This window comes from Polyangiaceae bacterium, from assembly GCA_020633235.1.
Classification (GTDB): Bacteria; Myxococcota_A; Polyangia; order Polyangiales; family Polyangiaceae; genus JACKEA01.
This window is the reverse complement of sequence record JACKEA010000007.1, coordinates 137,360-150,244: the sequence shown is the minus strand read 5'-3', so window position 1 is coordinate 150,244 and position 12,885 is coordinate 137,360. Positions and strand designations below refer to the sequence as shown.

Genomic DNA, 12,885 nt, shown 5'->3' with positions numbered 1-12,885 from the left:
GCGACGCGAGCGCGATCGCGGACCCAAGCCCCCACGAGGTCCTGGGTCGAAGAGACGCACTCGGCACCACGGGAGGGTACGATGGCATCGACGCGCTGGGCACTCGTGTGCCTGGGTCTTTCCGCTTGCGGAACCACGATCGCGAATTCACCGCCGGATCGGCCCCCGCCGCTCGGGCACGTCGAGGCGGTGCGGCACTTCGACGACGCGCTGAAGGAGCTGGCGGCACGGGATCGCGACAACGACTGGACGGCCGAGGCGTGTGAACGGCTCGCTGGGGACTTCACCCACATCGCTCTCAGCACCCAAGGCCGCGCCCAAGACAGCGCCTGGTTCAACGTCGGCGTCAGTCGCCAGCGCTGCAGTCAGGATGCCGCCGCGGAGAAGGCGTTTCGGAGGTCGTCGTCGAACCGCGCGCAGGCGGAGCTCGTGCTCTATCGCCATGCTGCTGGCGCGAGCCTGGACGCCACCATCGCGGATCTGGAGCGCGTGATCCGAAAGGGTGAGTACCGGAACCTGCGCGCTCTCGTGGCCCTCGCCGCTTTGCAGATGAAGCGGGGGGCGTCCGGGGATGCTCGAGAGGCGATGAGCAATCTGCAGCGCGCTCTAGCCATCGACGACACCTACGTTCCCGCGGCCAATCAGCTCGCGCTCTACTACCTGCATCAGGCGCAGCCCGCGCCCGCGCGCGGCTTGGTGCTGTCGGCGGAAGAGCGGCCAGCGGCGCGACGGCAGCAAATGGACCTCGCCGCGCTGGTCGTGAGCCAGGCGATGAAGAAGAACGACCGCTACGCGCCGCTGCACAACACCGCGGGCCTGGTCGCCATGGCGCAGGGCGACTACGGCGCGGCGGCCAGGAGCTTCGATGCAGCGCGGAAGCTCGACCCGCGTTTCTTCGAGGCGCACATGAACTACGCCGCCACCAGCTTCGCGATTCGGGGATTCGCGCGCGCCGAGCAGGCGTATCGCGCGGCCGTGAAGCTCAGCCCCGGGGACTACGACGCTCATCTCGGGCTGGCGCTCGCGCTTCGGGCCCAGGCGACCGTAAAGGACCGCGCGCGCTTGACGGAGGCGCGCGCGGAGCTCGCCAGGGCGCGGCAGATCGATCCCGCACGGCCCGAGGCCTATTACAACGAGGCGGTGCTGGTGGAGGAATTCGAGGCCAAGGGCGCGCCCGGCAAGCGCGCGATCCCGGTGCTGCGAAAGGCGCAAAAGCTGTACCGGGAGTTCGGCGAGCGCGCGGACGCGCGGGTGCTTGGCAGCGCGGTGAAGCGCGCTCAGGAGCGCAGCGCCGACATCGACGCCACCATCAGTTTTCTCGAGCAGGGGCAGTGACGGCGCAGCGGAAGCCGAGCTGGGCGGCGGGCACCAAGCTGCGTACGAGGGGCGGCTTGGCGGTGACCTCCAGGGCGGCGGGGTCCTTGTCGTAGAAGCTGCCTCCGCGACTGATGGGGAAGCCGCGCCAGAAGCTCGAGGTCCACTCGCGCAGGTTGCCACCCATGTCGAGCACACCCTGGACCGTGCGATCTCCGCTGGTGCCGCCCGCCGCGCAGGGACCCTTGCGCGCGCGCTGCCAGCAGGCGTGATCCGTGGGGGGATCGTCGCCCCAGGGGAAGCGCCGAGCGAGGGAGCCACCCCGGGCGGCCCAAACCCACTCCGCTTCCGTCGGCAAGCGCTTGTGGACGAAGGCGCAATAGTCCTTCGCGGCCTGCCAGCTCATGCAGTTCATGGGGTTGTCAACGAGCTTCGGATTGTCCGCGGTGGTGGGTACTTGCACGGGCAAGTTGGTGCGCGGATCCGTGAGCTCCGGCACCTCGCAGCTCCGCGCTCGCTTGCAGGCACCGGCCTTCACGCACGTCAGATAGCTGTGCGCGGTGACCTCGGTGCGATCCATGCATAGCTCGCCCACCTCGGCGAGCGCGGCGGGAGCTCCGGACGCCGAGGCCAGCGTGAAAGAGCCCGCGGGCAGGAACACCATGCCGTCCGGGCAGGTGCCGGCTTGCTCCGCCACGCAGCCGGTGGACTCGAGGCGCGAACCTGGCGGGCACGTGACGTGGGTCACCACGTTCTCGCGCACGCACTCTTGGCCGTCCCAATGCGAATCCGCCGGGCACAGGGGCTTTCGCTCGGTACGCTCGCCGAGGGGCAGGGCTTCGATGCGCACCAACGCGCCGCAGCCCGTCGGCGGAGCCGCTGCGTCTTGGGTCGCCGTGTTGCACGCGTCCAGGCTGCCGTCCGCAGTGATCGTCTCGCGCTTCGACTTGGATTCGCCCGCCGTGCCCACACCCGCGACCCGCACGCCACCGCCGACCTTTGCGCGCCCGACGCTGGAAAGCTCGAAGGCGCCCACCGTGAGCGACGCGAGCACGTGCGTCGCGCCGTCGCAGCTTCCGTTCAGGTCGTCCACCGTGAGCTGCGTGAGGTCCGACTCGTACTGTCCGACGATGGTCATGGACACGTCCAGCTGACCCGCTCGCGCCAGCGTGGCCTCTAGTCCCGCGGCGCCGATGGGCATGTTCGCCCACAGCTCGTCCTCGTTCAGGATCGCGACATGGTCCGTCTTCTTGGTCACGCCCACGAAACGGTAGGCGCCCTTTTCGGCTTTGCAGCGCGGCAGCACTTGCATCTCGCAGCCGAGGTAGCGCACCACCACCAGACCCTCGCGAAGGCGCGCTTCCAGGGCCGCGCGATCCGTGGACGGCCACTCCACCACCAGGGGTCGGAGTTGGCTCTTCTTCACCTTGCACGTCGCCTGTCCCGTGTCTTCCATCGTGGGCGCGGCGACCAGTGGTGCGGAGGCGCTGCCCGGCGAGCAACCCGCGAGAAGGAGCAAGAAGAGCGCGCGCTTCACGGCGCTACGCCCGCTTCCTCGAGCGCCCGCTCGTAGGTCGGAGCCTGCTCGTCTTGCAGGGGAGCGGCGGCCAAGGGCGGCGCGTCCTCGAACAGCTTTTCCACGCCACCGGCCAGATCCGGAGTCTCGTTGCCGATACCGCGGTGCGCGCGGGACTTCCAGATCACGCCGTCTGTGGTGAACAGGTACGCGACCACCGTGACGCTCGCTTCAGTGCAGCTGGTGGAAAGCTCGCCGGCGGAGACGCAGCGCCACTCACTGGTCACCGCGGGCACCAACACGGACTTGGCATCGTAGCGCTCGAGCAACCGCGCGATGGCAATGGGAGGTCGTGGCGCCGACCAGTCATCGGAGTCTTGGGCGTCGGCATCGAAGAGCGACCCGCACACCGACGACGAGAACGGTGGCAACGCGGGCCCGAAGCTCAGCACGCCACCATCCACGACGCTCAACATCTGTGCGCCGTAGTCGGTCTGCGCCGCGACGGTCTTGCCCGCGGCTTGATCACCCACGTTGCCGCGGCAGTCCACGGCCCGCGTCATCAAAGTGGGACTCGGAACTCCCGAGGGCGCCGTGCCCGGCTTGAGCTGCCCGCCGCCCGCCCAACATCCGACGCACGCAAGCGCAGGAACCAATGAGAAAGCATTCCGCACGTCGCGTCCTACGCCCCGCGTCATCCCTGGCTTCCTACCACTCTGGTATCGTTGTTGCTGTTGGGCTCCGGGCGTTTCGTGAGCGTGCCAGTTTGGGCCAAAGAGGAGAGCGTGGGATGAGGCAATTCCGATCGGTGGACCGGTATGCGACGTGGTTGTTCGCGGCGTTGGGGCTGTTGGCTCCGGCTTGCGGTGGAAGCAGTGAGAGCGGGTCGGGCACGGGGGGCGCGGGCACCGGTGGCGCCGGCACCGGTGGCGGGGGCACGGACGGCGGCGTGACGGGCGGCACCGGCGGTGGGGTCACGGGTGGTGCCGGCGGCGCGGGTGGTGCCGCCTATGCCTTCCCCTGCAAGGACCCGCAGCCGATCGTGGTGAACGGGCAGGACACCGGCGTGGTGACCTGCGGCAACGGAACGGTCGCACGGCGGGAGGCAAAGACGTGCCCCGAGGCCATGCCGCGAGTGAACCCCTGCACCGCGACTCAAATGAACTGCACCGAGGACACGGACTGCACCGGGCAAGCTCATGGCTACTGCACGTACAACGCGGGTGGCGGCGGCGCGCCGTCCTCCTGCAACTGCGCTTATGGCTGCACCACGGATGCCGAGTGTGGCGCGGGCATGCACTGCCTGTGCGGAGATCCCGTTGGCACCTGCGTGCCGGCGGACTGTGACACCTCCGCGGATTGCGGCACGGGGTACGACTGCGTCTCGCCGGTCGGTGAATGCACGTCGCCCAATCTTCACTGCCAGTCCCCGGCGGACGAGTGCGGTAGCAGCGACGACTGCGATCCGGGTACCTATTGCACCACCGGCTCTGCCGGCAACCTGGTGTGCGTGACGAACGGCTGTGCCGGTCTGGGTCGACCGTTCTTGGTCGAGGGCGTGGCGCGTCTCGCGCAGGTGGCAACCCGGAGCGACTACACGGGTCACCCCGGGCCGAGCCTGGATGGGCTCACCCGCGCCGAGCGGCTCGAGCTTGCCGAGCACTGGACCCGCGTCGGCTTGATGGAGCACGCCAGCGTGGCGGCCTTCGCGCGCTTCGCGCTCCAGCTCTTGGGGCTCGGCGCGCCGCTGTCGTTGCTGCAGGAGTCGAACGCCGCCCAGCTGGACGAGACGGCGCACGCCGCTCTCGCGTTCTCCTTCGCCAGCAGCTACGCCGAGAGCCCCCTCGGTCCCACGGCGCTCGATCTCGGTGGCGCGCTGCCGCCCCTCGATGCGCGTCAGGTGCTCGCCGACGTGATCCGCGAAGGTTGCATCGGCGAGACCCTCGCCGCCGTGGAGGCGGAGCACGCCGCGAGTCAGACGCTCGATCCCGCCGTACGCTCGGCCCTCGCGTCCATCGCTCGAGACGAGACTCGGCACGCGGCCCTGGCGTGGCGCTTCGTCACCTGGCTCGTGGGAGAGCGACCGGAGCTTCGCGACGTTGCCCGCCGCGAGCTCGCGCTCGCTCAGCGCGAGGTGACCGCCGCGCCGCTTCCCGCGCGCCACCCGAATGCCGCCCGCCGCGCCGAGCTCGGCTTGCTCGACGAGCGCGAGCGCGCGGAGCTTCGCCGCGACGCCATCACGCGAGTGGTCGCCCCGTGCGCCGCCGCGCTCTTGGAACGTCCCGCGGTGGCTCTTTCCGCTTGATGCCGGTACGGCGCGATCCCCGTCACGCCACGAACAGCGCGCGGTCCAGCTCCGCCCGGTACTTGCCAATCAAGTGCTCGGAGCGGCCGCACAAGAGCTCGGGGTTCGCGCCGCTGGCCAGCGTGGCCTGGATGCGGGCGCCCATGTCCAGGTCTTCTTCGATGGCGTCCCAGAAGATCTGCTCGTTCTTGTGCCAGTGCTCGACGGCCTTGTCGGAGCTCGGCGCTTCCGGAACCAACATGCCCGCCGCGATGACGGTGCGATCCACGGCGGTGGGCCACAGCGTGAGCACCATGGCGTGATCCGGCTGCACCAACACGATGGTGTTGGGGAACAAGCTGTAGATCAGGTTGGCGTGGGGCCGGATGTGCCAGCTCCGGGTGCCCGCGTCGCGCAGCTCCAAGATGCTGCGCTTGGGCAGCACCATGCGCAGGTTGGGGGCGTCCCAGTCGAACACGCCGGTGTTGTCGAAGAAGAACGGCGCGATGGTTTTGTCGTGGGTCGTGCGGAAGTGATACGTCTCCCAGGAACCGTCGAGCATCAGCTTCCAGTTCAGCGGCCGCTCTCGCACGCTGGCTCCGAACAGCACGTGATCGCCGAAGCCGAAGCTCTCGAGATCTTGCGGTAGGGCGCCGAGGGCCAGGTCTTCGCTGGGGCCGGCGGTCATGCGCGTGAGCACGAGCCCCGCGTGGGTCCACACCGGAAGCTCAACCAGGTTCTTGGCAGCCAGATCCACGCCGGAGAACTCGCCGCGGTGAGGCACGCCGCGCAGGCGTCCGGAAAGATCGTAGCTCCAGCCGTGATACGGGCACACGAGCTTGTCCGCCGCGCTGCAGCCTTCCAGCGCGATCTTGGTGCCGCGATGGCGGCAAGCATTGAAGAACGCGTGCAGCTCGCCGTCTTTGGTTCGCGTCACGAGGACGGGCACGCCCGCGTGGTCGTGCACCACCACGCTGCCGGGCTCGGCCACCTGCGAAGCAAAGGCGACCACCACCGGGCGTTGACGCAAGAGCCGCCGTTCGGCGGCGAGCACCGTCTCCGACAGATAGCGTTCCACGGGCACGCCGAAGGGCTCCCCCGCGCTGTCGCTGGTCTTGTTCGAGATGTTGTCGAGGGCTCGCCGGATCAGCTCGAGCTCGAGCTCACGTTTCATGGGCGCAGGGTAGCATCCGCGCCGGACCAACAAAATCTGGCTCTCCTCACACATTCGTGGCTGAGGGATCGTTGGCCTTGGTGCGCCAGTCCCCGCGTTTCGGCCATCGGGAAAGAGGCGAAGAGAGGCGCTGTCGAGCTCCGCAATTGGGCCCGGTGCTTCTTTGACCGGTTTCGATTTCTGAAGCATCCATCGCTCTGAACGCGCACCAGCGAGCCACTGAAAGAGCCAGAATTTCGCGTGGTATGTCGATGGGAACCCAAGGGGGACTCATGTCGAGCCAGAACCACGAACGTCACGAATCCGATGGGCTGCAAGCTCTCGATGCGCTCACTGGCGAATGTCGTCCGTAGTTCCGCGCAGGGGGGACGCTTCGGCCCTTTGCCGCGGCGGACCAGAAAGACCATGACCCAGTCGAGGGGCACGTCCCTGCGCGCGCTCCATCGTCGCATTCATGCACCCACGAATGTGTGAGGAGAGCCCAAAATCTGGGATCAGTTGGGAACGCAGTGGTACCCGGGCACGCAAAAGGGGCCGTCCACGTTGTCGCAGGTCTCGCCGGGGCCTTGCGTGTTGTCGTCGTAGTAGCAGCTGACCACGGGCTCGGTTTGTGGATCGCCCTGGCCGCCCACGTCGCAAGCACCGCCCACGTCGCAGGGCTCGTTCGAAAGCGGGTTGCATTCGGGATTGTTGAGCGTCCAGCAGCTCTCGGGGAAGGCGCCGCCGTCGCCGGAGGAGGCGCCGGCGTCGGGATCCGTGCCGCCGTCGCCGGCCCAGCCCGGTGAGCACACGCCGAGGGTGCCGGCGTTGGTGTCGAAGGGCGTGCACGCCTCACCGGTGGCGCAGTCGGCGTTGGTGCAGCACAGCGCGCGGCACACGCCGGGCTCCGGCGGGTACTCCTCGTAGGCGGCGTCGTTCAGTGAAGAGCTGCCGGCGCTGCCGCCGCTACCGCTCACCGGCGGACCATCGCCGGAGTTGCTGCCACAACCGGTGGTGAGGACCAGAGCCACAAACAACCAACGCATCTTCGCCTCCATCGATCAGTTTACACGCCGTCGGTACAAAAGACCGAACGCGAACAAGAGCGCGAGCGCCGCGAAGGGGCTTGGGTTCGGCTGAGTCGAGATGCCACAGCCTTCGCTGGCGCTCTGCCAGGGGGTTTCTTCGTCACCGTTGAAGCCGTCGTCGGAGAAGTCGGCGTCGTCCTCGGTGGTGCTGCCGTCGTCGCCGTCGACCTCGATGCCGTTGTCGATCTGTTCGTCCTCCGGTTCCGGCGTCGCGCCGGGATCGGGCGTCGCGCCGGGATCGGGCGTCGTGCCGGGATCCGGCGTCGCGCCGGGATCCGGCGTCGTGCCGGGATCCGGCGTCGTGCCGGGATCGGGCGTCGTGCCGGGATCGGGCGTCGTGCCGGGCTCCGGCGTCGTGCCGGGATCCGGCGCTGCGCACTTCGTGAACTCGTGGGCGATGGCCTGGTCCGGCTTGCAGTACGTGCTGGCCACGCTCTTGCACGCGGCGGCGCTGTCGATGCTGGCGGCCAGCTTGTGGCTCTTGCCGTCGCTGCACCACACCCGGCAGCCGCACTCCTGCTTGGGCTGCTCGCAGCTCACGACCTTGATCTTCAGATCCACCTTGGGACCAAAGCCGTGAGACTTCTTTCCCCAGTGCTTGCTGTAGTCTCGTAGCCGCCAGCGGGAGCGGTAGACGCCGGGCTTCTTGGGAGCCGTGGCGTGGAGGCCGCCCTTGACGAAGCGCGTCTTGCGACAGCCGTTCTTGGTGATGCAGCTCTTGGCCTTGTGATCGCCACGCACCACGGCGTTGGCGTTCTTGCGCAGGGACCAACGCTTCTTGCCGGTGAGCTTGTCGGCCTTGCCGTTGGCGGTGACCAGGAACACGTCGGAGCCCATGGCGCTGCCGCGGTGCTTCACCTCGCGCCAGGTAGCGCTGCCGGTGTTCTTGAAGGAGAAGGTCATGCGGAAGGGATCGCCGGCGCACACCACGTAGTCGGCCGACTTGCCGTGGTAGCGCTTGGCGTTGCTCCACTTCTTGGTGAGCTTCGCCTTCAGGGTCTTTTCTTCCGGCACGCAGGCGCCGGCCGTCTGAATCACCTTGATGTCCTGCCCGTAGTAGAAGCGCAGGATGTCCGCGGCCTTGAAGCCCTTGTGATTCTCGAGGCAGCGCGCGCCCCACTGGCTCATGCAGCCGCGGTTCTGACCAAAGCCCGGCGGCCCTTGATAGCCAAGGGAGCTCTGCTCCACCGCTTTGCCGCTCTTGCCCCAGTTGTAGGTGACGTACGGGCTGGTGGCGCCGCCGTAGTCCTTGCAGCTCGGAGGCGACGCGCCCGAGTCGCCCGCCACATAGAACGCGTAGGTGAGCATGCCGCCGTAGGAGAGGATCATGCCGGCGGTCTCCTTGGCGGCCCGCTTGGCGTTCTCCGAGGGTGCTGCGCCGCAGCCGTACACCTGGCAGCCTTGGCTGTCGCAGATGCTGCCCTTGGTCATCAGGGAGTAGTAGGCGACGGAGCGGGCGGCGATGGCTTGTGCTTTGAGGGCCTCCAGATTGGCGCCGCCGTTCTCGCAGGTGATGACATGCGGGATGTAGTCCGTCTCCATCTCCTTCTTGCCGTGGCCCTCCACCGACACGCTGCAGAAGGCCTTGTTCGGCACGCTCAAGGGCTCCTGACGGAAGCCGAGATCTTCGTCTCCCATTTCCGCGGAGCAGGCCGCGACGGTGAGGAGGCCCAGAGCCAGGAGGCGTTTCATCGCCGAGCCCTGCGGCGGATCTCGACGAGAGCACCCAGCGCCAAGAACGCGGCGATGGGCAAGGGTGAAGCCGGTGCGGGCGGAGTGGAGATCGCGCAGCCGCCGTCGGCCGAGCCGAGGTCCGGTGTCCGATCGGCGTCGCCGTCGAAGCCGTCGTCGGTGAAGTCCGCGTCGTCCTCCACGGGCAGCACGTCGGGGTCGTCTTCGGTGTCGTCGATCACGAAGCCGTTCGGATCGTCTTCGTCGCCTTCCGCCTCGGGGTCCACGCCGGGGTCCGGGTCCACACCGGAGTCCGACTGGGTCTCGCTCGGAGGTGCCGGTTGAGTCGGATCCACGGCGCACGCCTGGTAGCTGTGGGAAAGGTACTTCGAGGGCGCGCAGTAGGTCTTGGCGATCGACTTGCACGCCGCGGAGCTGTCGATGCTGGCGGCCAGCTTGTGGCTCTTGCCGTCGCTGCACCACACGCGGCAACCGCACTCCTGTTTCGGTTGGTTGCAGGAGACGACGCGCAGGCTGAGATCCACCTTGGGGCCGAAGCCGTGGGACTTCTTTCCCCAGGCTTTGCTGTAGTCTCGCAGGCGCCAGCGCGAGTGGTAGATACCCGGCTTCTTGGGGGCCTTGGCCTTCATGCCGCCCTTCACGAAGGTGGTCTTGCGGCAGCCGTTCTGGGTGCTGCAGTTCTTGGCCTTGCGGTCGCCGTGAACGTGTTGGTTCTTGTTGTTCCGCAAGCTGTAGCGGACGCGACCGGTGAGCTTGTCCTTCTTGCCGTTGCTGGTCACCAAGAAGACGTCGCTACCCACGTTCTTTCCGCGACCCTTGATGTCGTGCCAGATGGCGCTGCCCACGTTCTTGAAGGTGAAGGAGAGCTTGAGGTCGTCTCCGGCGCAGGCGACGTAGTCGGCTTTCTTGCCACGGTAGCGGCGCGCGTTGCTCCACTTTTTCACGGCCTTGGCCTTGAGCGTCTTCACCTTTCCGCCCGTCTTCACGAGCTTCATGTACTCGCTCCAGTTCCAGCCGGAGCCCGGGTCGGTGTGATCGCTGCAGTCCGGCGCGTCGCCGTGGCCCAAGATGTGCGTGCGATCCTTGGGGATGCCGTACTTGTCGCACAGCCACGCCGTGAGGCGGGCGGACGACCGGTACATCGCCTCCGTGTACCACTTCTTCGGCGACTCCACGAAGCCCTCGTGCTCGATGCCGATGGAGTAGCTGTTGAAACACGCGTCGTGCCAGGCGATGTTCTTGTCGTCCACCATGTGCGTGATGGCGCCATCGTGGGAACGCACCACGTAGTGCGAGCTGACCTTGGCTGCGGGGTTCTTGAACCAGTTGATGGTGCCCGCGTAAGAACCCTGCGTGGTGTGGATCACCACGTAACGGATGTCGCTCTTGCCGCGTGAGGCGTGGGTGTAGTTCCCGGAGTAGGCCGGGCTCCACTTGCCGCCGGGATATCCGAGCTCTTGTTGGCTCGCCGCGGTACCACTGGCTTCGGCTTCCGGTGCGCCGCTGCCCGTCACGGAAACGCCGTAGCCATCGTCGTCGCTGCCGTCCCAACCCGTCGCCAGCAGTCGCAACGTCGCGCTCGCCACGTCGTCGCCGCCCCAGGCGCGGAGCACCGGGGCCCACTCGGAGTCCGTAGTCGGGGACAGGCCCTCGCGGCGCGCCTCGGCGGCGAGCCACGCCGCGGCAGCGCGCACGTTGGCGCGGGCGTCCACGGCCACCACGCTGGGCTCGAGGCGCGCTTCTTCGGCGCTCTGGTTTAGCTTGTCCCCGGCGATCGCCATCAAGCCGACCTCCTGGGGACCTTCGTGGCTTTCCGTGGAGAGGTTCATGCTGAGGCGCGCCTGTAGCCACGAGAGCGTGGCGAGCATTTCGGCGGGCACCCCGCTCTCGGCTTCGGCGTCTTGGAAGGTCGCCACCAGGGGTGAGTCACCGCTCAGGCTGGCGCGCGGCGCGGGCGCGCTGGCGTCGGCGCCGCAGCCCACGACGACGAGGGCCACGAGCGCAAGGAGTCCTCCGTGGAATGCTCGTCGCCGGCGGCGCCGCACCACGAGCACGGCGCCCAGTGCGGCGAGCAGCAGGAACGCGCCGCTCGTCGGGCTGCCCGGTGTCGACACGCTGCAGCTCGCGCCGTCCCGCGGTTCGGCGTTCTCGTCGTAGCCCGGGAAGCCGTCGTCCACGAAGTCCGGGTCGTCCGGCTCGTCGATGCCGAGTCCCGTGTCCTCGTCCTCGGGCGCCGGCAGCGCGCCGGGATCCGTCTCGTCGTCCTCGGGCGGCTCGGCGTTGGGATCCGGATCCGTCGGATCAGCGCTCGGGTCCGTCGTCGGATCGGCGCTCGGGTCCGTCGTCGGATCGGCGCTCGGGTCCGTCGTCGGATCGCTGCCGGGATCCGCTGCGGGGTCCGACTCGCTGCCGTTCTGCGGCCCACCGCCGACGGCTTGGTTGTCGTCCACGGCGCAGGCCTGGAAGCTGTGCGAGAGATAGCTGGCCGGCTTGCAGTAGGTCTGCGCCACGCTCTTGCAGGCGGCGGCGCTGTCGATGCTGGCGGCCAGCTTGTGGCTCTTGCCGTCGTTGCACCACACGCGGCAGCCACACTCCTGCTTGGGCTGGTTGCAGGACACCACCTTGAACTTCAGCTGCACCTTTGGGCCGAAGCCCTTCGACTTCTTGCCCCAGGCCTTGCTGTAGTCCCTGAGCCGCCAGCGCGTCGTGTACACGCCGGTCTTCTTGGGCGCCTTGGCGTGGACGCCGCCCTCGATGAAAGTGGTCTTGCGGCAGCCGTTCTTGCTGCTGCAGTTCTTGGCCTTGCGATCGCCGTGGACGTGCTTGTTCTTGTTGAGGCGCACGCTGAAGCGCTTCTTGCCGGTGAGCTTGTCCTTCTTGCCGTTGGCCGTGACCAGGAAGACGTCGCTGCCCACCTTCGAGCCGCGCTTGTCGATGTCGTGCCAGATGGCGGTGCCGGTGTTCTTGAAGGTGAAGGCGAGCTTCATGGGCTTGCCCGCGCACACGACGTAGTTGGCGGCCTTGCCGCGGTAGCGCCGCGCGTTGCTCCAGCGCTTGGTGAGCTTGGCTTTCAGCGTGCCGCCGTTGCAGGGACCCTGACCGGGATCTTTGCCCCACCACTCCCAGTGCCAGGCTTCTCCCGGCACCGTGCGCTTGAAGCCGTAGCTTCCGCCGTGCTTCGTGAGCCAGGAGAGCACGCCGGGCGCGCTGGTGTTCAAGTCCAGGGCGTGGCCGCTCTGGTGGTTGCTGTATCCCGGAGTGGCCGCCAAGGAGCAGCTGTTGCAGCTGCAGCTCTTGTAGCAGTTGTACAAGTACTGCTGTTCGCTCATGGTGCGAAAGCCGCTCACGATACGGATCTGCACGCCGCTCTTGGCCGCCGCCTTGGCCATACGTAGGTAGGCGTTCGCCGTCTTCCACTCGACGTGCTTGCCGTCCACCGTGACGACCTTGATCTTGAAGGACTTGCCCGACGTGTAGCCCGTCGCTGCCTTCATGCCGCAGCTGAAGGACGACAGCGCTTCCTGTGTGGAGGCCACGTCTTCTCCCGAGGAGAGCGGCTCGGACAGAGTCTGGGGCTCGAGCTCACAGGCCTCGTATTCGCCGTCTCCCAGGTTGGGAGCCGCGCAGCCCACGAGTACCGCTACCAGGCACAGGAGGATCCAGGACGCGTGTCGCATACACGGTGCGATTGCAGATGCCGTTCCATTGAAACTGCCCACCAAAGCGCAGGTTTTCGCACCCCGGGGCTGACACTCGGAACGCGCCGAGAGCCTGTATTTCTGCTGTCATCGCGATCGCGGGTGTCAGACATGTCAGCCGACACCCTGCCTGGCGAGCT

The 12,885-nt window shown here is 67.7% G+C and carries 8 protein-coding genes; 2 read left to right on the top strand and 6 right to left on the bottom strand.

Features of this window, described 5'->3' with window-relative positions:
• The first annotated feature begins 81 nt into the window (after positions 1–81).
• Positions 82–1,335 (top strand): hypothetical protein, encoded by a 1,254-nt coding sequence (locus H6717_33885; GenBank protein ID MCB9582075.1) that lies wholly within the window; start codon positions 82–84, stop codon positions 1,333–1,335.
• On the opposite strand, the gene H6717_33880 is transcribed toward H6717_33885, so the two are convergent.
• Both H6717_33880 and H6717_33875 read right to left on the bottom strand, forming a co-directional pair.
• The gene (locus tag H6717_33880) at positions 1,310–2,851 is read right to left on the bottom strand and encodes an SUMF1/EgtB/PvdO family nonheme iron enzyme (GenBank protein MCB9582074.1); all 1,542 of its coding nucleotides are present in this window, start codon (positions 2,849–2,851) and stop codon (positions 1,310–1,312) included. The two genes, H6717_33885 and H6717_33880, sit on opposite strands and share 26 nt — an antisense overlap.
• Positions 2,848–3,393: a hypothetical protein gene (locus H6717_33875; GenBank protein MCB9582073.1), complete on the bottom strand. Its 546-nt coding sequence runs from the start codon at positions 3,391–3,393 to the stop codon at positions 2,848–2,850. The genes H6717_33880 and H6717_33875 overlap by 4 nt, the downstream gene beginning before the upstream one ends.
• 227 nt (positions 3,394–3,620) lie before the next feature.
• Here H6717_33875 and H6717_33870 point away from each other — a divergent pair, with 227 nt between their 5' ends.
• On the top strand, positions 3,621–5,135 hold the full coding sequence (locus H6717_33870; protein ID MCB9582072.1) for a ferritin-like domain-containing protein: 1,515 nt from the start codon (positions 3,621–3,623) through the stop codon (positions 5,133–5,135).
• 22 nt (positions 5,136–5,157) lie between these two features.
• Here the strand turns inward: H6717_33870 and H6717_33865 are convergent, their stop codons facing one another.
• From H6717_33865 to H6717_33850, 4 genes are all read right to left on the bottom strand, one after another.
• Positions 5,158–6,288, bottom strand: a complete 1,131-nt coding sequence (locus tag H6717_33865) for an aromatic ring-hydroxylating dioxygenase subunit alpha (protein ID MCB9582071.1) — start codon at positions 6,286–6,288, stop codon at positions 5,158–5,160.
• A gap of 494 nt (positions 6,289–6,782) precedes the next feature.
• Complete coding sequence (locus tag H6717_33860) at positions 6,783–7,313, bottom strand: hypothetical protein (GenBank protein ID MCB9582070.1); 531 nt, start codon at positions 7,311–7,313, stop codon at positions 6,783–6,785.
• Between the two features lie 15 nt (positions 7,314–7,328).
• Positions 7,329–9,047, bottom strand: a complete 1,719-nt coding sequence (locus H6717_33855; protein ID MCB9582069.1) for a hypothetical protein — start codon at positions 9,045–9,047, stop codon at positions 7,329–7,331.
• Positions 9,044–12,724, bottom strand: a complete 3,681-nt coding sequence (locus H6717_33850; protein MCB9582068.1) for an N-acetylmuramoyl-L-alanine amidase — start codon at positions 12,722–12,724, stop codon at positions 9,044–9,046. The genes H6717_33855 and H6717_33850 overlap by 4 nt, the downstream gene beginning before the upstream one ends.
• Positions 12,725–12,885: the final 161 nt, after the last annotated feature.